This is a genomic window from Paraburkholderia sp. JPY465, from assembly GCF_050436725.1.
GTDB lineage: Bacteria > Pseudomonadota > Gammaproteobacteria > Burkholderiales > Burkholderiaceae > Paraburkholderia > Paraburkholderia youngii.
Genome location: NZ_JBNDMT010000002.1, coordinates 99,632 through 126,625, shown reverse-complemented (window position 1 = coordinate 126,625; position 26,994 = coordinate 99,632). Strand labels below are relative to the sequence as shown.

Sequence of the window (26,994 nt, the reverse complement as noted above, 5' to 3'; positions counted from 1 at the left end):
CATTCACTCGTCAATTCGCCGGAATGGTCACCACCGGCGCCTTACTGCTCGTATCCGATTCCGCGAGCGCCATCAGATTCTGCACGACTGTAAACGCGTATTTCGAATCGAAGTCATTGCGCTCGACCCAATATACCGAAGGCCCATATGCGATCGACACATAAGCATCGGCCGGCGCGGCGTTGCCCGAGTGCACGATAATCGTCGGCCTGGTTTCACCGCCGACCAATCCGACCGTCGGCTTCGTCGAACCGTCGCTGATGCGCTCCTGCGGCACCTGCACCTGCGCGCCGAGATCGCTGAGGATGCCGAGCACCGAGCGCGTGACCATGGTAATGCGCTCGCCCTTCGCGGAAGTCGACGACGGCCCATACACGACCTCATAGCTACGTGTCTTCGTAGACAGATGCAGCAGCCTGCGCACGCGCGCGACATCGGCGGCCGTGCCCGGCGACTCGCCGCTGCTGGTCGCGCCGATCGACAGAAACACCGCCAATGCGGGGCTCTGGCCGCCTTTGAGATCGGCCTTTACATCGAGCTGACGCGTCTCCACGTTCAGCTCGCCCGCCAGTTGCAGACGGCGCAACGCCTGCAGCAATTCGAAGAAGCCCGGCGCGCCCGCACTGTTGTTGCCGCCGAGCACGTCGCCGTTGCGCAGACCGCCGATCGACTGCGCGGTGATGCGCAACAGCAGATCGATCGGCACGCCGCCCTCGGCGAGCGGCAACACGAGCGCCGGCGCGAGCGGCCGGATATAGGCGGACGCGAACGCTTCACCGGTGGTCGGCGTGAACGTGAAGGTCGGCCGGTTCGAGTACGACACGCTGCCGGTTGCCTGCGCGTAGTTCGGCATGGTGCCCGAGCCCGCGTTGAGCGTCGCGCCGCCGGTGGTGTCGAACGTGTAGGCGGCGATGATGCTGCTCACGGTCAGGAACGCGGGCGCATCGCCGTAGCGCAAACCGATCACGGCGGCGAGGATCGCGCGCTTCTTCGCGTCGCCGAGCGCGCGTGCATAGTCGACCTGATCGGCCTTCAGACGCGAGGGGCCGATATGCACGCAGGCGGACGTGAGGCAGGCCGCGCACAATGCGGCGGCTACGGAAGCGGTTCTGAGCATGGGCGGGCGCGAGCGGCGGTAATCCGCTGAACAATGGAGTCTGCGCTCGGCGTTAGCAGAACCCATTCCCGCGCAAGCGGCGGGCCGGCTCCGGGGCCGCTTCGTTGTCGCTGCGGCGCAGCGCGCGCCGCTGGAGCGCGTGTGTCGACGCGAGAGGGCGCTGGCACGCTTTACCGCTGCCTTGCAAGAATTCCAGAAATGGGCGCGGGTCAGATGCCCGGCTTTCAAGCTTCGGCGTCGATGCCGTCTTGCGCTTCGTCCGCGCCGCCTCGCTCGAGCGCGCCGCGATACGCGCGCGATTGCATCTCGGCGAGCCGGCTCAGCGTACGCGACAGATCATGCGCGCCTTCGAGACCGATCAACGCGGTCTCGATCGGCTGATCGGACGCGATGAAGAGGGCGCGCTTGCGGTCGTAGAAGATGTCGATCAGCCACACGAGGCGCTGCAGCGTATGCGACTGTCTCAGTGCTTGCGTATGCAGACGATCGACGATCAAGCCTTGCCATTGCTCGGCGAGATCGAGGTAGTCGAGGTGCGAGCGGTTGGCGACGCATAGCTGGTCGAAGTCCGCCCACAGCAGCGCGCTGCCGGCAGCGCGCGCTTCGAGCGGGCGGCCCGCCGCGCTCAGCTTGACCGGTTCGATCGCAGCGCCGCTTTCATGGCTCGCGAAGATATCGCGCAACGCGGCCGCGCTCGACGCATCGAGCGGCGAGAAAAAGCGCGGCACTTCGGCCGCTTCGCCGCCGAAGCGGTAATCGCGCGCGCCGTCGAAATGGATCACCGTGAAGGCACGTTTGATCTGCGCGATGGTCGGCATAAAGCGCTCGTGGAACTCGGGGTCGGGCAGCAGATCGTCCGGTGCGTAGTTCGACGTCAGCACGATGCGCGTGCCGAGGTTGATCGCGGTATCGAGAAAGCGCCCCATCAGGAACGCGTCGGCGATATCGTGCACATGGAATTCGTCGAAGCACAGCAGCTCGATACCGTCGAGCCATTGCCGCGAGACGTCGCCGAGTCGGTCGTCGCCACGCGGCGCCTGGACGAGCCGGCGGTTCATCTCGCGCAGGAACTCGTGGAAATGCAGGCGCCGTTTGCGGCACGGCGCGAGCTCGAACAGCGTATCGACGACGAGGCTCTTGCCGCGCCCCGGCAAGCCGTGACAGTAGACGCCTTGCGGCCCGAACGCGGCGGTGGACCATGCATGCCGTGCGCGCTGCTGCGCGCCGAGCAACCCGGCGAGCGCGCTGATGGCCTCACGCTGGCGCGGATCGGGCGTGATGCCGCGCGCGGTCAGTGCGCGTGCGATGCGGGTTTCGTCAAGCATGGGCGAGGGCGTCCATGCCAGGTGATGCAAACGATGCGACCTGCGCGAATGACGCAGTCTGGGCCGCCGCGAAAACGGCGAGGACGTGTGTGAGCATGAGATAAGGGGCGACGTGATGGCCTGCGTTGAAGCAGGCCCAATGAGCGCGTGCACGAAGCGCGCGCCATTTTAACAGTCACGTCCTCTGTCGAACCGTTGGTGCGCGCACACGTCGTCGAGCCGCTACCGCATCATTTGTCGTGATGTCCCGGCAGCACCGCACCGAGCACCTGCCTGGCCGTCTCTACCACCACGTTGCCCTGATCGGGATCGCCCTTCAGCAAAGTCTCGGCAAACGCTTTGGCCTGCGCGAGCGTAACGTGGGGCGGCAACGGCGGCACGTTCGGATCGGACTTCACCTCGATCACGACCGGACGATTCGACGCGAGCGCGTCGTCCCAGGCGGTTGCCATCTGCTCGGGATTGTCGACATAGATGCCCTTCAAACCGATCAGCTCCGCGAAGCGGTGATACGGCACGGAAGGAATGTCCTGCGACACCTCGAACTTCGGATCGCCTTCCATCACGCGTTGCTCCCACGTGACCTGGTTCAGATCGCCATTGTTGAGCACCATGCAGATCCAGCGCGGATCGCTCCAGCCTTGCCAGTACTTCGCGACCGTGATCAGCTCGGCCATGTTGTTCATCTGCATCGCGCCGTCGCCGACCAGCGCGATCACGGGCCGCTCGGGATACGCGAACTTCGCGGCGATCGCATACGGCACGGCCGCGCCCATCGACGCGAGCCCGCCCGACAGCGAGCACATCATGCCGCGCTGCACCTGCAGATCACGCGCGTACCAGTTCGCGACCGAACCCGAATCGCTGGTGACGATCGCGTTCGACGGAATGCGCTTCGACAGCTCCCATACCGACAGCTGCGGATTCAGGCCAGCCTTCGCGGGTTCGTGCGCGCGTTTTTCCAGCGTCTTCCACCAGTCCGACACCCAGCCTTCGATGCGCTCCCGCCACAGCCGATCCTCCTTCTGCTCGATGAGCGGCAGCAGCGCGCGCAGCGTCTCGACGCTATCGCCGACGAGGTTCACTTCCATCGGATAACGCAGGCTCAGCATGTCGGCCTTGATGTCGATCTGCACGCCGCGCGCGTCGCCTTCCTTCGGCAGAAACTCCGAGTATGGGAAGCCGGAGCCGATCATCAGCAACGTATCGCAATGGGTCATCATGTCGTAGCTCGGCTTCGTGCCGAGCAGGCCGATCGAGCCGGTCACCCACGGCAGATCGTCGGGCAGCGCCGCCTTGCCGAGCAGCGCTTTGGCGACGCCGGCGCCGAGTTTCTCGGCGACCGCGATCACTTCGTCGGTCGCGTGCAGCGCGCCCGCGCCGACCAGGATCGCGACCTTGCGGCCGGCGTTCAGCACGTCGGCGGCCTCGCGCAACTGCTGGTCGCTCGGCACCACGCGCGGGCGCGCGTAACCGATGCCCGAATGCAGCGTGCCGTGCTTGCGCCCCGGCGGTTCATACGGAATGTCCTGCAGATCGTTCGGCAGTATCAGCGCGGTCACCGCGCGCTCGGCAAGCGCGATACGCACCGCCCGATCGACCAGATGACGCACCTGCGCGGGCATCGTCGCAAAGCCGACGAACGAGCCGGCCACGTCCTTGAACATCGCCGGCAGATCCAGCTCCTGCTGATAGTGTCCGCCGATCGCCGCGCGCGCCTGCTGACCGGCGATCGCCAGCACCGGCATGTGATCCATGCGCGCGTCGTAGAGGCCCGTCAGCAGATGCGAAGCGCCGGGCCCCGAGGTGGCGATGCACACGCCGAGTTCGCCGGTGAACTTGGCATGCGCGGCGGCCATGAACGCGGCCATTTCTTCGTGGCGGACCTGGATGAATTCGATCGGGCCCGGCTGATCCGTGCCTTTATGGCGTTTCTTCGCTTCGCTCTGCGCGCGGTTCAACGCGCCGAAGACGCCGTTGATGCCGTCGCCCGGATAGCCGTAGATACGCCGCACGCCCCATGCATGCAGCCGCTCGATGATGAAATCGCCAACCGTCTCAGCCATGATCCTTGCTCCCTCGATATCCAGTCGAAGCCGCCGTGTGGCATGGGCGGCTTGGGTCGGTATCGAACGAGCAAGGGCTGTACCTTGCGACTGGCTTGCTTAGCCGGTCTTGATCTTCGGCTGCGGCGCGTCGAGCGCTTCGGTGCCGAAGCGCTCGTACTGCGATATCACCTGCGCGCCGAACAGCAGCAGAGTGGCGAGCCATTCGAAGCTCAGCAGGATCACGATCGCCATCGTCAGCGAACCATAGACGAGGCTGACCTGCGACAGCGTGGCGAAATACCAGACCAGCACGTGCCGCGTAACCTCCCACAACACGCCGGCCACCACGCCACCGATCAGCGCATGTTTGAGCGACGGACGTCCGACCGGCATCACCAGATACACCGAAGTCAGCACGAAGATTTCGCCGGCGAGCCCGAGCAGATACAGCAGCACTCGCGTGAAGCCCTGCAACGACACATGCAGGCCGAACAGTTGCAGACCTTCGGCGCCGATCGTGTCGAGCGCGCTCGATACGAACGTGACGATCAAGAGGCCCACGCCGAGAAACATGATGTAGCAGTAGGGCAGCAACGCCGAGACCAGGAAGTGGCGCCGCTTCACGACGACGCGGTGCACGAAGATCAGCGACATCGCGTTTTCGAGCACGGTGAAAGCGAGCGAACTGAAGAACAGCATCGTCAGCAGCAGCACCCAGCCGATCACCGCGCGATGCTGCAAAAAGTTCGACAGCTCACGCACGAGCGCGGCCGATTGCCCGGGCACGAGCCAGCGCAGCAAATGCGACAGCGCCTCTAGCACCAACTGCTGCGGCACCACGCGCGACAGCACGATGACGACCAGAATCAGCAGCGGCACGATGGACAGCAACGCGTAATACGCGACCGCGCCCGCGAGCAGCAGCCCCTGGTTCGCGCGAAACGCCTTCAGCGTTTGCAGCAGGAAGCGCCCGGGATGCCTGGCGATAAACAGCGCATGCTGGTCGAGCAGGATCGGCATGAGGCCTCGCGGTGCGCGCCGGGCGCTGCCGGATGGCAACCGCTCTCGACACGCCTGTGTGCTTTATATACCGTAAGCAGAAACGGGGCCATCAATGGCGCGGCATACAGTTTGCTTGGCCGCGTTCGGAAGATCGCCCGCCAATCCCGAGGACAGCCGATGGATCAGCCGCCCCGTCAGACCAACGCCGCGCAGCAAGCCAATGATCTGGTGGTCGCGCGGCCCGAGGGACTGTATTGCCCGGCCGGCGATTTTTACATCGATCCATGGCGGCCGGTGGAGCGGGCGGTGATCACGCATGCGCATTCCGACCATGCGCGCTTCGGCCATCAGCGCTATCTGGCGACGCGCGCAGGCGCGAGCGTGCTGCTGTCGCGGCTGCCCGGCATCGCGCTGCACACGCTCGACTATGGCGAGCCGCTCATGGTCGGCGCGGCGCGCGTGTCGCTGCATCCGGCCGGGCATGTGCTCGGTTCGGCGCAGGTGCGCATCGAGCACGGGGGCCGCGTATGGGTCGCATCGGGCGACTACAAGCTCGAAGCCGATCCGACCTGCGCCGCGTTCGAACCGGTGCGCTGCGATACCTTCATCACTGAATCGACTTTTGGTCTGCCGATCTATCGCTGGGATACGCCGCAAAGCGTGTTCGATTCGATCGATTCATGGTGGCGTCACAACGCGTCCGAAGGGCGCGCGTCGGTGGTGTTCTGCTATTCGTTCGGCAAGGCGCAACGCGTGCTCGCGAGCGTCGATGCCGCGATCGGACCGATCTTCTGTCACGGCGCGGTCGAGCCGCTCAATCGCGCGTATCGCGACGCGGGCGTGCGCCTGCCGCCAGTCAATCTCGTCAGCGAGATCGCCGCGAAAGACAAGGCCGTGTTCAGACAGGCGCTGATCGTCGCGCCGCCGTCCGCGCAGAACAGCGCGTGGCTCAAGCGCTTCGGCGATTACAGCGATGCGTTCGCGTCGGGCTGGATGCGCCTGCGCGGTGCGCGCCGCCGGCGCGGCGTCGATCGCGGCTTCGTGCTGTCCGATCACGCCGACTGGCCGGGTTTGCAAACGGCGATCCGCGAGAGCGGCGCCTCGCGTGTGATCGTCACGCATGGCTCGATCGAACCGATGGTGCGCTGGCTCAACGAGCAAGGCCTGCAGGCGAGCGCGTTCGACACGCAATACGGCGACGATACCGTCGAAGCCGATGCGGCCGGCGCCGACGAAGCGCCCGCGGCGAGCGAAACATGACGGACACCGTATGAAACGCTTCGCGGCCCTCTACACCGCGCTCGATGCGACCACGTCAACGCACGACAAACTCGCGGCGCTGACCAGTTATTTCTCGGTGGCCGAGCCTGAAGACGCGGCATGGGCGTCGTATTTCCTCGCGGGCGGCAAACCGCGTCAACTGGTGCCGACGCGTTTGCTGACCGACATCGCGCGTGAGCGCGCCGGCTTGCCCGAGTGGCTGTTCGAAGAGTCGTATCACGCGGTGGGCGATCTGGCCGAAACCATCGCGCATATTCTGCCGCCCGCGTCGCGCGACTCCGAACTGGGTCTTACGCAATGGATCGAGCAACGCATGCTGCCATTGCGCGGCCTGCCGCCCGACGAGTTGCGCACGCGTCTACTCAGTTACTGGGACGAACTCGACTGGGGCGGCCGCTTCCTGCTGACCAAGCTGATCGGCGGCGGCTTTCGTGTCGGCGTCGCACGGCAACTGGTGGTGCGCGCGCTCGCCGAAGTGGCCGGCGTCGATCACAAGCGGATCGCGCAACGAATGGTCGGCTGGACCGATTCGCGACAGAAGCCGGATGCGGCGCGCTATCTGCGTCTGATCGCGCCGCAGACCGACGACGATACGCAAGCGCATGCCCCTCAACACGATAGTGACCTGGGCCTGCCGTACCCGTTCTTTCTCGCGCATCCGTTGCAGAGCGATCCGGCGACGCTCGGCGATCCCGCGCACTGGCTGATCGAATGGAAGTGGGACGGCATCCGCGCGCAACTCGTCAAACGCGGCGGCCGCGTGTGGTTGTGGTCGCGTGGCGAGGATCTGATTACCGATCGTTTTCCGGAGGTCGCGGCATTGGGCGAGTCCTTACCCGATGGCTATGTGATAGATGGCGAGATTCTCGCGTGGGAACCCGGTGCGGCTGCGCCGTTGCCGTTCGCGCGGCTGCAACCGCGCATCGCGCGCAAGACGCTGACGCGCAAGATCCTTGCGGATTCGCCCGCAGCGCTGCTCGCCTACGACCTGCTCGAAGCGAACGGCCAGGACCTGCGCATGAGCCCGCTCGTCGATCGGCGCGCGCGGCTCGATGCGTTGAGCGCGTCGGTCGATGGCACGCTCGCGCGCGGTCTGTTGCGCGTATCGCCGCTCGTCCGTGGCGCGGACTGGCATGCGCTGGCGGCCTTGCGTGAGGAGAGCCGCGCGCGCGGCGTCGAAGGCTTGATGCTGAAGGAGCGTGAATCGATGTATGGCGTCGGCCGTACCAAGGCATCGGGCACGTGGTGGAAATGGAAGATCGAACCGTATGCGGTAGACGCTGTACTTGTTTACGCGCAGCGCGGTCATGGCCGGCGCGCGAGTCTTTACACCGACTACACGTTCGCGGTATGGGACGAAGCCGACGGCGTGCGCACGCTCGTGCCTTTCGCGAAGGCCTATTCAGGGCTCACCGACGAAGAGATGCATCGCGTCGATGCGATCGTGCGCAAGACCACAGTCGATAAATTCGGCCCGGTGCGCAGCGTAACGCCGACGCTCGTGTTCGAGATCGGCTTCGAAGGGATACAAGCGAGTTCGCGCCATAAGTCAGGCGTGGCCGTGCGTTTTCCACGCATGTTGCGCTGGCGTACCGACAAACATATCGACGACGCCGACACGCTCGCGATGCTGAAAGGCTTTATCGATAATCGTGCGGGATAACCCGCAGAGCACAAACCCCTAACACGTCGAGCATTTTTTTATCGGCAGCGTCGCTTATCCTTTGTTTATGACCGCGTCATCGATTCGCGCCATGAGAGCGCTCGCGGCATGCATTGCGTGGACCCTCGATCCGTTGGAATACCGATGTCGTGCGACGCCCCTTAGCGAGGCGGATCGCACAAAGACAGAGCGTCAAACGATGTTGCGCAGCACGCACATCGTCGTCGCCGTCATTCAAACGCCGTGATGTATGGGCACGCTGAATCCCGCATACCAGGTGATTGCAACGCTGGAATGCGGGATGACGCATGTTGGCCGCGGCATCGTCCGAATGAAGCGGAAATAACAAAAACCTGGCCGCAGTCCGGCAGACGCAATGGGATCGAATCTTGCGCGCCTGGCGCGGGATGCCCTTCAGGGCGAATGTAAAAGGGCGAGAAAAAATGACTGTGTTCAACGACAACGTGGACAGCAGCGACGACGTGCTCGTATGGCGGCAGATCCGCTATGCGATGGCCGCGCATCGTCGCGTGCTGGTAGTCGACGATTACCGGGAAGCAGCCGACGCGCTGCAAATGCTACTGACGGCCGACGGCTTCGAGTGCCGTGCGCTCGACGATCCGTATGCGGTGTGCGAGACCGCGTGCGAGTGGCAGCCGTTTGCGGTACTGCTCGACATCAAGATGCCGGGACTCGACGGGCTCGAACTCGCGCGGCGTCTGCGCGCGCATCCGCAGACTGCGCATATGCTGCTGGTTGCGTGCACCGCGTTCGCGTCGCGAGAGGATCGCGCGCTCGCCAAGGCGGCGGGCTTCGACGCGCATTGCGCGAAACCATTGACGCCCGAGCGGCTGCTGCGGGTGCTCGAATCGGCGGCCGCGTTGCACGCGGCGGAGCCATCATCTGAATCAGGCTGTTAGCGAAAACTTGCTGACCGTTCTGTCATTTATGCAGGGTCGTGGCCGGAAATCGCACCTGGCGCGATGCGAACCGATTTGTCATTTGTCTGCCATCTTTCTGCCAGCGTTCTATCCGCCGCAGCTTCTTTAGCGGTGCGGGCCCACTCGTTGCTCAAAGACCGATGACGCGGCGCGCTCATGCGCGCCGTCCATGGTCATTTGTGATTTGCAACGAGGGAGATCAGACATGAGCGACACGCAACGCCCGGCACCGCCGTTTCCCAAACAGCAGCAGGACCAGACGCCCGGCCGCACGGCCGGCATGAACCCGCAACCGGATCACGGCGAGAAAACCTACGAAGGTTCGGGGCGTCTCGCCGGCAAGGCAGCAATCGTGACCGGCGGCGACAGCGGCATTGGCCGTGCGGTCGCGATCGCGTTCGCGCGTGAAGGCGCCGATGTGCTGATCGCCTATCTCGACGAAGAAGACGATGCGCGCGAGACCGCGCGCTGGGTCGAGGACGCCGGTCGCAAAGCGGTGCTGGTCGGCGGCGATATCCGCGATCGCGAGCATTGCGATGCGATCGTCGACAAGGCGATCGAGGCTTTCGGCCGGCTCGACGTGGTGGTCAACAACGCCGCGTATCAGATGAGCTATCCGTCGCTCGACGCGATCAGCGACGAAGAATGGGACAAGACCTTCGATACCAACATCGGCGCGATGTTCAGGATCACGCGCGCGGCGGTCCGCCATATGAAACCGGGCGGCGCGATCATCAATACGTCGTCGATCAATGCCGATCATCCGAACCCCGGCCTGATCGCCTATGCGAGCACAAAGGGCGCGATTCAGAACTTCACCGGCGGCCTCGCGCAATTGCTCGCGGAAAAGGGTATTCGCGCGAACTGCGTGGCGCCGGGACCGATCTGGACGCCGTTGATCCCATCGACGATGCCGCCCGACAAGGTCGAGCAGTTCGGCAAGCAGGTGCCGATGAAGCGCCCCGGACAACCGGCGGAGCTTGCGGCCGCGTATGTGATGCTCGCGTCGGACGAAGCCAGCTATATCTCGGGCGCGACGATTGCGGTGACAGGCGGCGCGCCGATTATTTAGGTTGTCGAACCGAAGGCGGCGAGGCTGCCATGGACCGCGCGGCAGCTTCTCGCAGTGGTTTCCATAACGTCATAAGGGAGAGTGACATGAAGATCGATGTATCCGTCAAACTGGGTGCCGCGCTCGTGTCGGGCTGCCTTGCGCTAGGGTTTGCGCAGGCGGGCTTCGCGCAGACCGGTTCCAATCCGTCTACGCAACACGGCAAGTCCGCCGCAAAACCGGGCGCAAGTCTGGAAGAATCGCGCACGCCGGATACGACCAGCACGAACGACGCGAACGGCAATGTGGGCGAGTCGGGGGGCGCGACCAATGGTGTCGCCGGCGGCGGCAATGGCCGAGCCACCAACAAGCGCTTCAAAGGCGCGACGCCGCCGCGCGCGGGTAGCGCGGCGGGGCAATAAGCGTTCAGCCGCGCGCGTCGGGCTGCGTCGCGACGCGCCGGAGGCCGCGGCGGCATCGCGCTCGCGCGCTGCCGCCGTTTTGCATGGGTTCGAGTTGCATGGAGTTTCGTCGCGCGCCGCGTTGCTTGCGCGACGCCTTGTGAGGAGGAAATCCGATGGCTACCCCCGATGCTGAAGCCGCGCAGGCCGACGCGCCCGCGTCGCATGCATTGACGTTCGATATCAACGGCGAGACGCGGCACTTCGACGTTCAAGCGTGGACCTCGCTGCTCGATCTGCTGCGCGAGCATGCGCACCTCACCGGCACCAAGAAGGGCTGCGATCACGGCCAATGCGGCGCGTGCACCGCGCTCGTCAATGGTCAGCGGATCAATACCTGCCTCGCGCTCGCGGTCGTGTACGACGGTGCATCGATCACGACGATCGAAGGTCTCGCGAACGGCGATACGTTGCATCCATTGCAGCAGGCGTTCATCGAACATGACGCGTTCCAGTGCGGCTACTGTACGCCGGGGCAAATCTGCTCGGCGTACGCGATGCTCGAAGAAAGCCATGCGCGCTGCGCGGACGACGTGCGCGAGCAGATGAGCGGCAATCTGTGCCGCTGCGGCGCATACACGAATATCGTCGCCGCGATTCTCGACGTGGCGCATTTCGGCGACGAGGATGCACCGCACGACAGTCCGGTCGGCAATCAGCGCGGAGCGCGGCCATGAACCGCTTCTCATACACGCGCGCCGATGCGGTGCAGGATGCGCTCGAACGGCATCGTTCGGACAAGGCCGCCGCGTTCATCGCGGGCGGCACGAATCTCGTCGACCTGTTGCGCGAAGATGTGGCGCGGCCGGCTTTGCTCGTCGACATCAACCGTTTGCCGCTCAGGCGGATCGAAGCGTCGGCGCAAGGCGGCCTGGTGATCGGCGCGCTGGTAACGAACAGCGCGCTCGCGTATGACGATACCGTCGCAACACGCTACCCGCTGCTCGCGAAAGCGATCCTGGCCGGCGCGTCGCCGCAGATTCGCAACGTCGCGACGGTCGGCGGCAATCTGCTGCAACGCACGCGCTGCTACTACTTCTACGACGTGGGCACGCCGTGCAACAAACGCGAACCGGGCAGCGGCTGTCCGGCGCTGCACGGCGTGAACCGCATTCACGCGATCCTCGGCGCGAGCGAACACTGCATCGCCGTGCATCCGTCAGATATGTGCGTGGCGTTGGCGGCACTCGGCGCCACCGTGCATCTGATCGGCAACGACGGCGCACGCACGCTGCCGTTCGCGGATTTTCACCGGCTGCCCGGCGACACGCCGCACATCGATACCAACTTGCGCGACGACGAACTCGTGACCGCGATCGAACTGCCGGCGCAAGGCTTTGCCACGCATCACGCGTACGTGAAGGTGCGCGACCGCGCATCGTATGCGTTCGCGCTGGCGTCGGCCGCGGTCGGTGTCGAACTCGATGACGACTCGCGTATCGTCGACGCGCGTTGCGCGCTCGGCGGCGTCGCGCACAAGCCGTGGCGGGATCCCGCCGCCGAAGGTGCACTGCGCGGCGAGACGCTGAACGAGCGGACCGTGCGCGATTTCGCGGCGGCGCTGCTGCGCGATGCGCGCGCTCAGCGCGACAACGCGTTCAAGATCGAACTCGCGGCGCGCGTGATCGTGCGCGCCTTCGGCGAGGCTACACAACGTTCGTTCGAGGAGGCCGCGCGATGAACCGTGCCGAAACCTTGCCATCGGCAGGCAGCCCGAAGCCCGCGATCGGCGTGCCGCATTCGCGTGTCGACGGGCCCGCCAAAGTGACCGGCGCCGCGCAATATGCGGCCGAGTTCTGCGCCGAAGGGCTCGTGTATGGCGCCGTCGTGTCGGGCACCATCGCGACGGGCAAGATCGTGTCGATCGATACCTCGGCCGCCGAGGCGCTGCCCGGTGTGCTGCTCGTGCTCACGCATCGCAAGCGCCCGGCGCTGCCGTCGGATGTCGATGCGTTCAAGGACATGATCGCGCCGGCCGGCACGCCATTGAGGCCGCTGTGGGACGAGCGCGTGTGGTATAGCGGGCAGCCCGTCGCGCTGGTGGTCGCGCAGTCGCTCGAACTCGCGCGCTATGCGGCGTCGCTGGTGCGGGTGCGCTACGAGGCCGCTTCTCATCAGACCGATATCGAAGCGGCGTTGATGAGCGCCGTGCCGCCGTCGGCGGAGAAAGGCGGCTTCGATCCGCCGCCGCCCGAGCGCGGCGAGCCGCGCAAAGCGTTGGCCGACGCCAGGGTGCGCGTAGACGCCTTCTACACGACGCCCGCGGAATACCACAATCCGATGGAAATGCACGGCTGTACCGTGGTGCCCGATGCGCAAGGACACTTGACCGTCTATGAGAAGACTCAGGGCGTCGTCAATACGAAGGGCTATCTGAAGCGCGTGTTCGGTTTGCAAGACGACGAAGTGCAGGTGGTGTCGCCGTTCGTCGGCGGCGCGTTCGGCTCCGGCTTGCGGCCGCAATATCATCTGGCGCTCGCGGTGATGGCGGCGCGCGAACTGAAGAAACCCGTGCGCGTCACGCTGACCCGGCAACAGATGTTCACCTTCGCGCATCGGCCGCAATCGGTGCAACGCGTCGCGCTCGGCGCGTCGGCGGACGGCCGCCTGCAGGCGGTGATTCACGAGGCGGTGTCGGAAACCTCACGCTACGAGGAGTTCTGCGACGTCGTGGTCAACTGGGCCGGGCAGCTGTATCGATGCGACAACGTGTCGATGGGATACAAGGTCGCGAAGCTCGACGTGCCGACGCCGGCCGACATGCGCGCGCCCGGCGCGACCCAGGGGCTCTTTCCGCTCGAAGTCGCGATGGACGAGCTCGCCGAGGCATTGCGGATGGACCCGCTCGAATTGCGGCTCGTCAACTATGCGGAGCGCGACGCGAACAAGAACCTGCCGTTTTCGAGCAAGGCGCTGCGCGACTGCTATCGCGAAGGCGCGGCGCGCTTCGGCTGGGCGGGGCGGCCGCTCGAACCGCGCGCACGCCGCGAAGGCAACGAGTTGATCGGCTGGGGGATGGCGACCGGTGCGTGGGACGCGATGCAGAACAAAGCGTCCGCCCGCGCGGTGCTGACGCCCGATGGCCGCGTCAGAGTGTCGAGTTCGACCTCCGATATCGGCACCGGCACCTACACCGCGATGACGCAGATCGCCGCCGATGCGCTCGGCGTGCCGCTCGCGGACGTCAGCTTCGAACTCGGCGATACGCGGTTGCCGAAGGCGCCGATCGAGGGCGGATCGTGGACGGTGTCGTCAGTGGGCAGCGCAGTCGATGCGGCCTGTACGCGCCTGCACAATCGTCTCGTCGAACTCGCGCGCGAACATGGCGGTGCGCGCTTCGCGTCGGTGGAGCGCGAAGCAGTGCGGCGCGAGCGCAACCGGCTCGTGTGCGGCCCGCACGCGGACGACTCGATTGCGATCGCGACGCTGCTCGAACGCGCGGGGCTCGACGAACTCGAAGAGCAGGCGAGCGTGCAGCCGCACGTCAAGCAGCAGGCGTATTCGATGGGCACGTATTCGGCGGTGTTCGCGGAAGTGCGCGTCGACGAAGCGCTCGGCACCGTGCGCGTGACGCGCGTGGTCAGCGCGGTCGCGGCGGGGCGCATCGTCAATCCGAAGACGGCGGGCAATCAGGTCGCGGGCGGCGTCGTGTGGGGCATCAGCATGGCGCTGCACGAGCACGGCCAGTTCGATCACGTGCTCGGACGGCAGATGAATCACAACCTCGCCGAATACCACATGCCCGTGAACGCCGACATTCACGAAATCGACGTGCTGTTCGTCGACGAGCGCGACGACATCGTCAATCCGCTCGGCGTCAAAGGCGTCGGAGAAATCGGCGTGGTGGGCGTGGCCGCAGCGGTCTGCAACGCGATCTGGCATGCGACCGGCAAACGCATCCGCGATTTGCCGATTACGCCCGACAAGCTGCTCGGCTGACGGCCCGTTGCCGCGTCGATCGATGCGACGCGGCAACGCCGCGCTCAATCCGCGTACTTGAACTCCGGCAACGCCTCGAGCGATTTCTTCGTCCCATCGGGCAGCACGACACGCCGGTTGTCGATCTGCAGATCGTTGAACGGCACGGCGACCAGATGCTTGCCCAGGCCGAGAAAGCCGCCGACCGACAGGATCGCGTAAGTGGTGCGCTCGGTGCCTGGCGAAACGATCAGATCGTCGAGCGTGCCGATGTTGTCCTTGTTGCGGTTGTACACGTCCGCGCCCGACAGCTTCGACGCGCGATAGCCGCTCGCGAGCTGCACGACGTCGGTGCGTTTTTCGGTGATCGCCTGCGGCGCGCCTTGCGCGAACGCGCTGCCGCATGTGCCGAACGCGGAAATCAGCGTAATGGCGGCGAGAAGCGATGCGGAAGCGGCCAGCGGTTTGATCTGCGTGTTGCGCATCATCTGTGTTCTCCCTGATTGCTGTCGTGGCTTTTCGATGGCGCGGAACGCGTGCGCCTTGCCGCTGTGCTGCAAATCTCATGCCGCGACTTTGATCTGAGGGAAGGGGAGCCAATCAGGCCCATAAGTTGCTATCAGAACTCGCCTGCTGGGTGCGCGCTGTGCATTGTCCGGCGCGTTCGCCCCGAATGCCTACACTTGAATAGAGAGCAGCCCGGAACAGGTGGAAAGGCAGTTGAAAAAAAGCACATGCATGCCCCCGAGATACCAACCTTCCTTGCATCCACTGAGACCATCTATGTCATTCCCAGCCAGCTACTCGACGCGCATTTCCGAAGGCGCGCCTTTTCCGCTCGGCGCGACATGGAACGGCAGCGGCGTCAACTTCGCCCTGTTCTCCGCGCACGCGACGAAAGTCGAACTGTGTCTGTTCGACGAATCCGGCCAGCACGAACTCGAACGCATCGAGCTGCCCGAGTACACCGACGAGGTATGGCATGTGTTCGTACCGAATCTGAAACCGGGTGCCGTCTATGGATATCGCGTGCATGGTCCCTACGAGCCCCAGAACGGGCATCGCTTCAATCCGAACAAGCTGCTGCTCGATCCGTATGCGAAGGCGCACATCGGCGAGCTGAAATGGGCGCCGGAAATTTTCGGCTATACGCTCGATTCGGAAGAGCTCGACCTGTCATTCGATGAGCGCGACAGCGCGCCCTTCGTGCCGAAATGCAAGGTGGTCGACGCGAATTTTTCGTGGAGTCATCCGGAGCGTAACGCGCTGCCGTGGGAGCGCGTGATTCTGTACGAGACGCATGTGCGCGGCTATACGAAACGTCATCCGCAAGTGCCCGAGCGTTTGCGCGGCACATTCGCGGGTCTCGCGCAGCAGCCGGTGCTCGACCACATCCGCAGCCTCGGCGTGACCACGGTCGAACTGATGCCGATCCAGACCTTCGTCAACGACAAACATCTGCTCGACAAGGGGCTGACGAACTACTGGGGCTACAACACGATCGGCTTTTTCGCGGCCGATCCCCGTTTCTTCGCGTCGTCGACCGAATCGGTCGGCGAGTTCAAGGAGATGGTCGACCGCTTTCACCAGGCCGATCTCGAAGTGATACTCGACGTCGTGTACAACCACACGGCCGAAGGCAACGAACGCGGCCCGACGATCTCGTTCAAGGGCATCGACAACGCGTCGTACTACCGGCTGATGCCCGACGAGCCCCGCTACTACATCAACGACACCGGCACCGGCAATACCTTGAACCTCTCGCATCCGCGCGTGCTGCAGATGGTGACCGACAGTCTGCGCTACTGGGTCACCGAAATGAAAGTGGACGGTTTCCGCTTCGATCTCGCGACGATCCTCGGCCGCGAAGATCACGGCTTCGACGAAGGCGGCGGCTTTCTCGACAGCTGCCGCCAGGACCCGGTGCTCTCCAGCATCCGGCTGATCGCCGAGCCTTGGGATTGCGGCCCCGGCGGCTATCAGGTGGGCGGTTTTCCGCCGGGCTGGGCCGAATGGAACGATCGCTTCCGCGACACCGTGCGCGCGTACTGGAAGGGCGACGAGAGCACCGCCGCGGATCTCGCAACACGCATCACCGCGTCGGGCGACAAGTTCAATCACCGCGGCCGGCGGCCGTGGGCGAGCGTGAACTTCATCGCCGCGCACGACGGCTTCACGCTGAACGATCTGGTCTCGTACAACGACAAGCACAACGACGCAAACGGCGAGGACAATCGCGACGGCCACGCGGACAACCGGTCGTGGAACATGGGCGCCGAAGGACCCACCGACGACCCCGACATCCGCCAGCAACGCGAGCGCCAGAAGCGCAATCTGCTCGCGACGCTGCTGCTCTCGCAGGGCACGCCGATGATCCTCGCCGGCGACGAATTCGGCCGCACGCAGCAGGGCAACAACAATGCGTATTGCCAGGACAACGAGATCAGCTGGGTCGATTGGGATGCGATCGATGACGACGGCCGCGCGCTGACCGAGTTCGTGCGCAAGCTGACCACGCTGCGCCACCGCTTGCCGGTGCTGCGGCGCGGCCGGTTTCTGACCGGCGAATACAACGAGACGCTCGACGTAACCGACACGCGCTGGCTATCGCCGGACGGCACCGACATCACGGACGAGCAATGGGCCGATCCGGCGATGCGCTGCTTCGGCCTCGTGATCGACGGCCGCGCGCAAGCGAGCGGCATTCGCCGTCTCGCGTCCGACGCGACCTTGCTGCTGGTGCTGAACGCGCATCACGACGTCGTCAACTTCACGCTGCCCGACATTCCCGAGGGCGAGCGCTGGACCTGCCTCGTCGACACCAACATGCCGGTGCGCGCCGAGCTGCCGCAATTCAGCGCGGGCGACGCCTACCAGGTGACGGGCCGCTCGCTGCTGCTGTTCGCGCTCGAAGCGCCGAGCCGCGCGACGCAGCGCGTGTTCGACCGTCTCGAAGAGCAGTTGACTTCCGACGAAGGCGACTCATCGCCAGGCTAGTCCGGGTGAGCGAGCGACGCCAGTTCCGTCGCACTCCGTGGTACAAGCGGGCCGCAGCCCGGGTACAAGGTTTGCTCCCTCTGTTGTCGACGACACGCACGCGTCTCCGATCTTCGCGACGATAGACGCGCGAACGCAAACAGCCAGGCTGGGGTGAACAAATGGAACAGGAACCGAGCGTCGACGAGCAGATCCGCATGCGCGCCTACTATCTGTGGGAGCAGGCGGCCGAGCCGAAGGGCAGGCCCGAGCAATACTGGGAGCAGGCGCGCAGTGAGATCGAGAAGGAGGCACCACCGGTCGAGAGCGGGCCGGTGTCGGGCGACACGATGAAATAGGCGTTACTTGGCCTTCACAAGTAACTAGACTCTGAGCCGGCGCATCGCGGCGCGGCTCAGGGACCGCTTTCCCATGCCCGATCTTCTTCAACGAGATGAACGACACACCCGAGCCGCGCGCCACGAGCCCCGCCGCGCGCATTCAGGCGGCGAGCGCCGCATTCGGTATCGAGGGCCTCGTCACGTTCGTCGTCGCGGTGATCGCGGTCGCATGCCTGTACTTCGCGAGCGCGGTGATGATTCCGATCACGCTCGCGATCCTGTTGAGCTTTCTCGTCGCGCCACTCGCCGATGCACTGGCCCGGCTCAAACTCGGCCATGTCGCGTCGGTGTGCGCGGCGGTGCTGATCTCGGTGTCGGTCATCGCGCTGTTGTGCGCGGTGATCGCCACGCAACTGACCGATCTCGCCGCCGGCATGCCGCGTTATCAGGCGACCATCCATCACAAGCTCGATACCGTGCACAGCCTGACGATCGGCAAGCTGAACCGGTTCGCGAGCGAGGCAGGGCAGGCGTTGCAGCGCACGACGATCGAGCCGCCACAATTACGAGCGCCGAACGGCGCGGCGGCCGCGGCGAGCCCGCAGGCATCGACGGCCGTGCCGGTCGAAGTGCGCGAGCCGGTGCCGACGCCGTTCGAGCTCGCGCGACGCGTGCTGTCGCCGGCCATCAGTCCATTGGAAACCGCGTTCATCGTTTTCGTCGTCACGATCGTGATCCTGCTGCAACGCGACGACCTGCGCGATCGCGCGATCCGGCTGTTCGGCTCGCGCGACCTGCATCGCACGACCACGGTGATGGACGAGACCGCGCGGCGCCTGAGCCGCTACTTCGTGTCTCAGCTCGGCGTGAACACCGGCGTCGGCGTCGTGATCGGCGCGGGGCTGTTTCTGATCGGCGTGCCTAGCCCGATCCTGTGGGGCATTCTCGCGGCGCTGCTGCGGCTCGTGCCCTACGTCGGCATCTGGATCGCCGCGATACTGCCCACCGCGCTCGCGGCCGCGGTCAGTCCCGGCTGGGAGATGGCGATCTGGTCGCTGGTGCTGTTCGTGGTCGCCGAACTCGCAGTGGGGCAGGTGGTCGAGCCGTTGCTGTATGGGCGCAGCACGGGCCTGTCGCCGTTTTCGGTGGTGGTCGCGGCGATCTTCTGGAGCTGGATCTGGGGGCCCATCGGCCTGATCCTGTCGACACCGTTGACGCTGTGTCTGATGGTGCTCGGCCGGCATGTGCGGCGTCTGGAGTTTCTCGACGTGCTGCTCGGCGATCAGCCGCCGCTGACGCCGGTCGAAAACTTCTATCAACGCGCGCTCGCTGGCGATCCGGATGAACCGATCGAGCAGGCCGAAGTGCTGCTGCGTGATCGCTCGTTGTCGGCCTATTACGACGAAGTCGCAATCAAGGGCTTGCGGCTCGCGGCCAGCGACGTAACGAGCGGCAGCGTGACGAGCGCACAACTCGCGCGCATCGAATCGACGACCAACGAGCTGGTCGACGGCCTCGACGGCTACGAGGATCGCGAGCCCGCACCGCTCGCAACACAGCCGAACTGGGGAGCACCGGGGCCGCTCGCGCCCTCCGACGAAACGCAGACCGCCCGGGCGATGCCACGATCGGTCGACGCGGCGAACAGTGGCGTGAGCACCGCGACGCTCGCGCCGGAACAGAGCCACGGCCCGCAGCAGGAGCCGGGCGGCGAACCGTCCGTCGTAGAGCCCGTATTCGCGTGGCATGCGCCGACGAGCCGCGTGTTGTGCCTGCCGGGCCGTGGTCCGCTCGACGCGCTCGCGACGGTCATCCTGCTGCAGTTGCTCGGCAAGCACGGCTTCGCGGCGCGTTCGCTGCCGCACGAGGCGGTGTCGCGCGCATCGATCGATCGCCTCGAGGCAGACGACATCGGCATCGTCTGCCTTCTGTATCTGCAGATCGACGGTATTCCGTCGCATTTGCGCAATCTGATCCGGCGCATCCGCGCGCGCCTGCCGAACGTGTCGATCGTGGTCGGCCTTTGGGCACCCGAGGATACGCAGCAGTGGAGCGCGGAACAGCAAGAGTCGCTGGAAGCGGATTGCGCGGTGACGTCGTTGCAGCAGATGCTAGCCGCATGCCGTCATCTCGATGCGACGCGAACGGAGATTGCGGAGCCGCAGTTCGAGCATGGCTGAAGCCTTGCGGCCTTGCGACCTTGCGGCACCGCTGCATCGCGGCCGCTTATCCGCCACTGCCTGGCGGCGCCGCCGCGCCGGTTGCCCCCGCCGCATCCGCATCGCTCTGCCAGCCCCCGCCTAGCGCCTTGTAGAGCGCCACCAGATCGGTGCTGACCTGGGTCGTGCCTTGAGCGTATTGCTCGCGTGCCTGCGCGAGCTGCCGCTGCGCGTCGAGCACGTTGATGAAACTCGTGAGCCCCTTTCGATAGCTGTCGCGCGACAGATCGAACGAGGTCTGCTGCGCGCTGACGCTGTCGGCGAGCGCATCGCGCCGCGCCTGATCGGTGCGATAGACGACGAGCGCGTTGTCGACGTCCCGCAGCGCCGTCAGCACGGTTTTGCGGTAATCGAGCGCGGCCTCGGCCTGCTGGGCCTTCGACATGCGCAGATTGGCGACCAGCGCGCCGCCCTGGAAAATCGGCAGCGACACGGTGGGTCCGAACGAATAGAACAGGTGCGACCAGCGCGCGAGATCGCGCGCATTCGTCGCGCGCATGCCGGCCTGGCCGGTCAGCGATACGTCCGGATAGAACTGCGCGACCGCGACGCCAACACTCGCGGTCGCCGCATGCAGGTTCGCCTCGGCGCGGCGGATGTCGGGCCGGCGCCGCGCGAGCGTCGAAGGCAAGCCTACCGGCACGACGGGCGGCACCGGCGGCACGGTCTGCGGCGTGCTCAGCTGCGCTTCTAGCGCGCCGGGCGGCTCACCGATCAGATACGCGAGCGCGTTCAGCGCCTGGGCAATCTGCTGATCGAATTGCGGCAACTGCGTTTTGGTTTGCGCGAGCTGGGCGCGGGCGCTTTGCACATCGAGCTGGCTCGCGAGTCCGACCTTCGCCTGGTTCTCCGTCAACGCGACGGTCTCGCCTTGCTGCTCGACGAGGCTCACCGCGATGTCGTGCAAGGTCTGCGCGCCGCGCAACTGCATATAGGTCTGCGCGACCTCGGCTTCGAGCGATAGCAACGCGTCGTTGCGGCTTTCGTAGGCGGCCTCGGTTTGCGCGTTCGCGGCCTCGACCGAGCGACGCACGCGGCCGAACAGATCGAGCTCCCAGGTCGCGTCGAAGCCGACCTGCCACAGATTGACCGGCGCGGTGAGCTGATCGAGCAGGTTGTTCGCGCCGTTTTGCAGCGCGGCCCCCGCGCCCGGTGCGATCGCATTGACCGGCGAATTCGGCGCGCCGAGCTGATCGACCTTATCGAACGCGCCGTTCTCCTCCAGAAAGCCTTTGAGGCCGAGCTGCTCGCGCTGATAGCTGCCGGTCGCGCGCAGATTCGGCAAACCTTGCGCGGCCGCCGCTTGCACCTGGGTGCGCGCTTCGACGATGCGCAGCACAGCCTGCTGCAAGTCCAGGTTGCCGAGCGCGGCGCGGGCGATCAGCGCGTCGAGCGTCGGATCGTTGAAGCTGCGCCACCAACGCGGGTCGGGATCGGTGTCGAGCGTCGGCACGGAAGCGACTTTGGCCGCCGTTGCGGATGATGCGCCGCTTGCGGCCGCCTCGCTCGCAGCGGTGCGCTCGGTATCGTGCCACTGCGCCGGCACGTCGGCGTGCGGCACATGAAAGTCGGGGCCTACCGTGCAGGACGCGAGCAGCAGCGCGGGCATGCCGATGACGAAACACGCGATGAAACCCGCAGCGGAATCGAGAACGCCGCGCTTCGAACGAAGCTTCACTTCAATGTCCTCCGCCGCCGGACGCCTTGACCGGTGAAAAGAAAATCGTGATCGGGATGCAAAGCGTGCAGAAAATCGCGAGGAACGCGAACACGTCGACATAGGCGAGGAACGTCGCCTGCGAGATGTACGTGGTGTACAGATGGCCGTTGGCGGTTTGCAGCGCCTGCGAAAGCGGCATGCCATTCATATCCGCGATCCTTTGCGCATTGCGTTGCAAGGTATCGTCGTAGTTCTGCGAGAGCGGCGACATGAACTCCGACAGATGCGCCATGCGCGCCTGCGTGCGCTCGCGAACCATCGCGGTCGACAGCGAGATGCCGATCGAACCCGCGACGTTGCGGAACATCGTGAACAGCGCGGACGCGTCGTCGTTGAGTCGCGGCGGCACCGTCAGATACGCAAGCGTCGTGATCGGCACGAACAGGAAGCCGATCGCGAGCGACTGCGCGCTGCGCATCTTCACCAGCGTGAAGTAATCGATGTCCGGCGTCAGCGTGTGCGTATACGCGAGCGCGCACGCGAGCAGCCCGAAGCCGGTCGCCACCAGAAAACGCGTCTGCACGTGCGGCATCATTTTGCTGATCAGCGGAATTTCCATCGTGATCAGCACCGCGCCCGGCGATAGCACGAGGCCCGCGAGCATCGCCGTATAGCCGAGCTGCTGCTGCGCGAGCTGCGGCACGAGCACCGCGCTGCCATAGAGCATCGTCGCGAACGCGGCGATCGTCACGCAGCCGAGCGCGAAGTTGCGGTCCTTCAGACAGCGCAGGTCGACGACCGGCTTCTTCGTGTACAGCAGCCAGTAGGTCGCGCCGACGATGCCCGATACCGCGAGCACCGTGAACGCGCGAATGAAGTTCGATGAAAACCAGTCGTCGTCCTCGCCGCGATCGAGCATCACCTGCAGGCAGCCGAGGCCGATCGCGATCAGCAGGATCCCCACGTAATCCACCGACACGCGCAGGTCGCCCTTGCGTTTCCACGGCGGGTCCTCGACCAGCTGCATCACCGCGAGCGAGGTCAGCACGCCGAACGGCACGTTCACGAGGAACACCCAGCGCCACGAAAAGTTGTCGGTGATCCAGCCGCCGAGCGTCGGCCCCAGCACCGGCGCGACGACGATCGCGACCGCCGAGATCGAGAACGCGCGGCCGCGCTGCTGCGGCGGGAACGTGTCGAGAATGATCGACTGCTGGTTCGGTTGCAGTCCGCCGCCGAAAAAGCCCTGCAAACAGCGGAAGATGATCAGCTGCCATAGACCGGTCGCGATGCCGCACAGAAACGAGCAGACGGTAAACGCAACGATGCAGACGAGGAAATAGCGCTTGCGGCCGAGCAACCGGCCGAAGAAACCCGAGAGCGGCAGCACGATGCCGTTGGCGACCAGATACGAGGTCAGCGTCCACGTCGCTTCGTCGTAGCTCGCGGACATCGTGCCCGCGATATGCGGCAGCGCGACGTTGACGATGGTCGTGTCGAGCACTTCCATGAACGCCGCGAGCGTCACGACGATCGCGATCAGCCACGGATTCGCGGATGGCTTCCAGTTCGACGATGCGTCGCCCGGCGCGGCATCGGACGCCGTCATTTCAGGTACACCTTCGGCGTGACCGACAAGCCGAGCCCGAGCGGATGATCGCGCGGCAGACCTTCGTCGATGACAATCTTGACCGGTACGCGTTGCACGATCTTCACGAAGTTGCCGGTCGCGTTTTCGGTGGGGAACGCCGAGAAGCGCGAGCCGCTGCCGAGTTGCACGCTATCGACATGGCCGCGCAGCTCGAGCTTCGGATACGCGTCGACGTCGACCTTCACCTTGTCGCCGGGGCGCATGCGTTCGAGCTGCGATTCCTTGAAGTTCGCGGTGATCCACACCTGCGGCGTGACGATCGAGAACAACGACACCCCCGCGGTGAGGAAGCTGCCGAGCTGCACGTTGCGCCGCGTGATCCAGCCATCCGACGGCGCGCGCACCTCGCAGTAGGACAGGTTCAGCTGCGCCTGTTCGAGCTGCGCCTCGGCCTGATGCACCTGCTGGCGGCGTTCGTCGACGCTGGCCTCGGCCTCCCGCAACTGCTGCGGCACGAGGCTCGCGGTGCGCTGCTGCGCACGCGCCTGCTCGACGCTCGCGCCGGCCGACTGGCGCTGCGCGTCGGCGGTATCGACGTTCTGCTGCGTGGTCGCGCGCGGATCGACCGAGTGCTGCCGCTGCCAGGCGGCTTGCGCCTCGCGCAGATTCGCTTCCGCCGACGAGGTCTGCGCCTTCGCCTGGCGGTACTGCGCGGGATACTGCACGCGCGCGATATCGAGCTGCACCTGCGCGGCGTTCAATTGCGCCTTCGCAAGACCGAGCTGCGCCTTCGCCTGATCGACCTGTGCCTGGTAGTCTCGCTTGTCGATTACGAGCAGCAGGTCGCCCTTGTGCACGAACAGGTTGTCGTCGACCGCTAGCGTCGCCACGTAGCCGGAGACTTTCGGCGCCATCGTGATTGCGTTGCCGTCGGTGTAGGCGTCGTCGGTCGTTACTTCGTTGCGGGTCGCGAACCACCAGACGAAGCCGACGATGCCGATCAGTATCACGACCGCGCCGAGAATGATCAGCGGCTTTTTGCCGGGCTTTTTCTGCTGGCCGTCGTCGTCGCCGTTGTCCTTGTTCTTCTCGTTGCCGCGTTTGCCCCCGTCATCGCGTGCGTCGTTGCCGTCGCGGCGCGCAGCGCCGTGCGGCGCATCGCGCCCGGATGCTTCCTTCCCGGTGCTGGCCGAGCCGGTCTCGTCTGACATGGTGAGTCGTTTCCATCGTTCCAGTGGGTTGAGAATGGGGAGTGCAATAGATGCCGCCCACGGCCGCCGTGATTACCGCAATGGGCGACGCCGCGGGCGCTCGGGAAGCGCGGGCAGCGCGTAGCGCGCTGCCACGCGCCTATTGACCGGCGGGCTTGTCGTGCCCGGTCTTTGCCTTGTCCTGCTCCGGCTCGATCTTCGTGGTGCCGCCGGTCGAAGGCGGGTCGCTAGCCGGGAAGCTGTCCTCGACCTGTTCGTCGATCTGCTGTTCGCTCTTTTCCGAGTGCGGATGCTGTTCCTTGTGTGTCGTCATGGTGGCTCCTTCCTCCAGGTTGAACGGCAAAACGATGGATCACGACGGCGCCGCTTGCGGCGCGCTGCCGGCCGTCGCGCCGATGATCGTGAGCGCGTCGGCGCGCGACAGTCCGCCGCGCATCGCGTCCGAAAGCCGCGCGGTCAGCGCTTCGCGCTCGCAGGCGAACACCGCGTCGACATTCCCGTCGCGCACGTACAGCGCGATGAACTGGTGATGATCGAAGTCGCCATCGACGACGATCTCATCCCACTCGCTAGCGTGACCCAGGTATTCGAAGTTCTTGCCGTAGTGATAGGTCCAGAAGAACGGCACGTCCGCATAGCGGGTACGCACGCCGCACATGTTCTGCGCGGCGATGCGCGCATGCTGCTGCGCGACGCGCCAATGTTCGATACGCAGCGGCTCCTGGTTCTCGTGCAGCGAGAACACGGCGATATCGCCGGCCGCATACAGACCGCACGCGGCGCTCATGCCGGCATTGACCACCAGGCCGCCGTCCTTCTGCAACGGCAGTCCTTCGACGAACCCTGTAGCCGGCGCAACCCCCGTGCCCAGCAGCACGACATCCGCGGCAATGGCTTCGCCGTCCGCGAGCATTACCGTATGCACGTTGCCTTCCTCGCCCTCGAGCGACGCGACCTTGGCGTCGAGATAAAACTTCACGCCATTGCTTTCGTGCAGCGCGCGAAACATCTGGCCCGCGCGCTCGCCGAACTGCTTCACGAACGGCACCTTGTCGTGCGAAATCACGGTGACGGGCACACCGTGCTTGCGCAACGCGGATGCGACTTCGAGGCCGATGAAGCTGCTGCCCAGAATCGCGACGCGGGTTTGCGATGCATCGTCGCCGAGCGCGTCGATCAATGCGGCGGCATCGTCGAGGTGGCGCAGCACATGCACGCCGCCCAGTTCGCAGCCGGGAATGTCGGGCACTTTCGGCACGCTGCCGGTGGCGAGCAGCGCGGTGTCGTATTTGAGCGGCTCGATGCTCTGCCCGCCATTACCCGCGCCGGCTTCGAAATGGATCGTGCGCGCGGGCACATCGAGCCGCGCGACCTTCGCGACGATCCGTTCGATGCCGTGCGCGTGCAGCCAATCGGGCGGCAACAGCGGTGGCACGTCGGCGGGTGGCATCTCGAACGAGGGGACGAATTTGCTCAGCGAGGTGCGGTCGTAGGGCGCGTGCGCTTCGTCGCCGATCAGCGTGATGCGGCCTTCGAAGCCGAACTCGCGCAACGCGGCACAGGCGGCAGCGCCGGCCGCGCCCGCGCCGATCACCACGTAGTGCTTGCGTTGCGCGGCGGTATCGAGTGCGGGCGTGTGCCCCGCAGCTTCCGGCGCGGCGATTTTTTCCGCCGACACGAGCACGTCGTCGCCATCGAGCGTGACCGGGTAGCGATCGAGCGGCAGCAGCGGGGGAGGCTCCAGCACGTTGCCGGTCGCGACATCGAAGGTGCCCTTGTGCCACGGACAGATGATGCGGCCGTGGCACAGCGCGCCCTCTTCGAGCGGGCCCCCCGCATGCGGGCAATCCGGGGAGTACGCGTGCACGGTGTCGCCATCGCGCACCAGCAGGATCGGCGTGTCGTCCACGGTGACGCGCACCGCGCGCTCAGCCGGCAATTCCGATAGCCGCGCAACGCGGCGGGCAGTCGTCGACATGGTGAGGCCTCGCGCATGGAAAGGCTCGCGCAGCGCAGCGAGGCGCGTCGCGAGCAGGAACGGAAGTGGGCTTGCCATCAAGCAGTGATAAGGCAGCAATCGCTGTGCCCGTCCGGGTTCGCGAAGTGATGCAGCGAACCCGCTTGGGAAGATAGGCCGAGTTGCGGTAAATTTCGAGGCAGGGGAATTAGCACGCGAACAGCGGCGTGCG

Annotated in this window: 21 protein-coding genes; 11 read left to right on the top strand and 10 right to left on the bottom strand. The window is 65.5% G+C overall.

What is annotated here, in order from left to right; genetic code table 11:
- Window positions 1–10: 10 nt before the first annotated feature.
- The 4 genes from QFZ94_RS02620 to QFZ94_RS02605 all read right to left on the bottom strand — a co-directional run bounded on the left by QFZ94_RS02620 (window position 11) and on the right by QFZ94_RS02605 (window position 5,510).
- Entirely contained in the window at window positions 11–1,117 is a 1,107-nt protein-coding gene (locus QFZ94_RS02620) for a hypothetical protein (protein WP_410849240.1), read from the bottom strand.
- Between the two features lie 224 nt (window positions 1,118–1,341).
- On the bottom strand, window positions 1,342–2,442 hold the full coding sequence (gene zapE / locus QFZ94_RS02615) for a cell division protein ZapE (protein ID WP_429455493.1): 1,101 nt from the start codon (window positions 2,440–2,442) through the stop codon (window positions 1,342–1,344).
- Between the two features lie 230 nt (window positions 2,443–2,672).
- Entirely contained in the window at window positions 2,673–4,508 is a 1,836-nt protein-coding gene (locus QFZ94_RS02610) for a thiamine pyrophosphate-requiring protein (protein ID WP_368583606.1), read from the bottom strand.
- 99 nt (window positions 4,509–4,607) lie between these two features.
- The gene (locus QFZ94_RS02605) at window positions 4,608–5,510 is read right to left on the bottom strand and encodes a YihY/virulence factor BrkB family protein (RefSeq protein WP_410849238.1); all 903 of its coding nucleotides are present in this window, start codon (window positions 5,508–5,510) and stop codon (window positions 4,608–4,610) included.
- A 159-nt stretch (window positions 5,511–5,669) separates the two neighbouring features.
- Between QFZ94_RS02605 and QFZ94_RS02600 the strand changes: the two genes are divergently transcribed.
- From QFZ94_RS02600 to QFZ94_RS02565, 8 genes are all read left to right on the top strand, one after another.
- On the top strand, window positions 5,670–6,752 hold the full coding sequence (locus QFZ94_RS02600) for a ligase-associated DNA damage response exonuclease (RefSeq protein ID WP_429455492.1): 1,083 nt from the start codon (window positions 5,670–5,672) through the stop codon (window positions 6,750–6,752).
- Between the two features lie 10 nt (window positions 6,753–6,762).
- The gene (locus QFZ94_RS02595; protein ID WP_368583603.1) at window positions 6,763–8,436 is read left to right on the top strand and encodes an ATP-dependent DNA ligase; all 1,674 of its coding nucleotides are present in this window, start codon (window positions 6,763–6,765) and stop codon (window positions 8,434–8,436) included.
- Between the two features lie 443 nt (window positions 8,437–8,879).
- Window positions 8,880–9,356 (top strand): response regulator, encoded by a 477-nt coding sequence (locus tag QFZ94_RS02590; RefSeq protein WP_410849236.1) that lies wholly within the window; start codon window positions 8,880–8,882, stop codon window positions 9,354–9,356.
- A 226-nt stretch (window positions 9,357–9,582) separates the two neighbouring features.
- Entirely contained in the window at window positions 9,583–10,449 is an 867-nt protein-coding gene (locus QFZ94_RS02585) for a glucose 1-dehydrogenase (protein WP_429455491.1), read from the top strand.
- 86 nt (window positions 10,450–10,535) lie between these two features.
- Window positions 10,536–10,850 carry a hypothetical protein gene (locus tag QFZ94_RS02580; RefSeq protein WP_368583600.1) on the top strand — a complete coding sequence of 105 codons (315 nt, stop codon included), beginning with the start codon at window positions 10,536–10,538 and terminating at the stop codon, window positions 10,848–10,850.
- Window positions 10,851–11,005: 155 nt separating this feature from the next.
- Complete coding sequence (locus QFZ94_RS02575) at window positions 11,006–11,566, top strand: (2Fe-2S)-binding protein (protein ID WP_429455490.1); 561 nt, start codon at window positions 11,006–11,008, stop codon at window positions 11,564–11,566.
- Window positions 11,563–12,570, top strand: a complete 1,008-nt coding sequence (locus tag QFZ94_RS02570; RefSeq protein WP_429455489.1) for an FAD binding domain-containing protein — start codon at window positions 11,563–11,565, stop codon at window positions 12,568–12,570. The genes QFZ94_RS02575 and QFZ94_RS02570 overlap by 4 nt, the downstream gene beginning before the upstream one ends.
- Entirely contained in the window at window positions 12,567–14,828 is a 2,262-nt protein-coding gene (locus QFZ94_RS02565) for a xanthine dehydrogenase family protein molybdopterin-binding subunit (protein WP_429455488.1), read from the top strand. The genes QFZ94_RS02570 and QFZ94_RS02565 overlap by 4 nt, the downstream gene beginning before the upstream one ends.
- 44 nt (window positions 14,829–14,872) lie before the next feature.
- Here the strand turns inward: QFZ94_RS02565 and QFZ94_RS02560 are convergent, their stop codons facing one another.
- Window positions 14,873–15,295, bottom strand: coding sequence for a PRC-barrel domain-containing protein (locus QFZ94_RS02560; RefSeq protein WP_368583596.1), 423 nt, complete (start codon window positions 15,293–15,295; stop codon window positions 14,873–14,875).
- A 295-nt stretch (window positions 15,296–15,590) separates the two neighbouring features.
- Between QFZ94_RS02560 and glgX the strand changes: the two genes are divergently transcribed.
- The 3 genes from glgX (at window position 15,591) to QFZ94_RS02545 (ending at window position 20,304) form a co-directional block, all read left to right on the top strand.
- Window positions 15,591–17,804: a glycogen debranching protein GlgX gene (glgX, locus tag QFZ94_RS02555; RefSeq protein WP_368583595.1), complete on the top strand. Its 2,214-nt coding sequence runs from the start codon at window positions 15,591–15,593 to the stop codon at window positions 17,802–17,804.
- Window positions 17,805–17,965: 161 nt separating this feature from the next.
- Window positions 17,966–18,142 carry a DUF2934 domain-containing protein gene (locus QFZ94_RS02550; RefSeq protein ID WP_368583594.1) on the top strand — a complete coding sequence of 59 codons (177 nt, stop codon included), beginning with the start codon at window positions 17,966–17,968 and terminating at the stop codon, window positions 18,140–18,142.
- A gap of 95 nt (window positions 18,143–18,237) precedes the next feature.
- Window positions 18,238–20,304, top strand: coding sequence for an AI-2E family transporter (locus tag QFZ94_RS02545; protein ID WP_429455487.1), 2,067 nt, complete (start codon window positions 18,238–18,240; stop codon window positions 20,302–20,304).
- A gap of 46 nt (window positions 20,305–20,350) precedes the next feature.
- Here QFZ94_RS02545 and QFZ94_RS02540 read toward each other — a convergent pair whose 3' ends face one another.
- The 5 genes from QFZ94_RS02540 to QFZ94_RS02520 form a co-directional block, all read right to left on the bottom strand.
- Window positions 20,351–21,952, bottom strand: coding sequence for an efflux transporter outer membrane subunit (locus QFZ94_RS02540; protein WP_429457677.1), 1,602 nt, complete (start codon window positions 21,950–21,952; stop codon window positions 20,351–20,353).
- Between the two features lie 70 nt (window positions 21,953–22,022).
- Window positions 22,023–23,612 (bottom strand): DHA2 family efflux MFS transporter permease subunit, encoded by a 1,590-nt coding sequence (locus QFZ94_RS02535; RefSeq protein ID WP_429455486.1) that lies wholly within the window; start codon window positions 23,610–23,612, stop codon window positions 22,023–22,025.
- Window positions 23,609–24,805 carry an HlyD family secretion protein gene (locus QFZ94_RS02530; RefSeq protein ID WP_429455485.1) on the bottom strand — a complete coding sequence of 399 codons (1,197 nt, stop codon included), beginning with the start codon at window positions 24,803–24,805 and terminating at the stop codon, window positions 23,609–23,611. Before QFZ94_RS02530 ends, QFZ94_RS02535 begins: the two co-directional genes overlap by 4 nt.
- A gap of 139 nt (window positions 24,806–24,944) precedes the next feature.
- Window positions 24,945–25,118, bottom strand: coding sequence for a hypothetical protein (locus tag QFZ94_RS02525; protein ID WP_184227466.1), 174 nt, complete (start codon window positions 25,116–25,118; stop codon window positions 24,945–24,947).
- A gap of 39 nt (window positions 25,119–25,157) precedes the next feature.
- Complete coding sequence (locus QFZ94_RS02520) at window positions 25,158–26,783, bottom strand: FAD-dependent oxidoreductase (protein WP_429455484.1); 1,626 nt, start codon at window positions 26,781–26,783, stop codon at window positions 25,158–25,160.
- Window positions 26,784–26,994 lie beyond the last annotated feature (211 nt).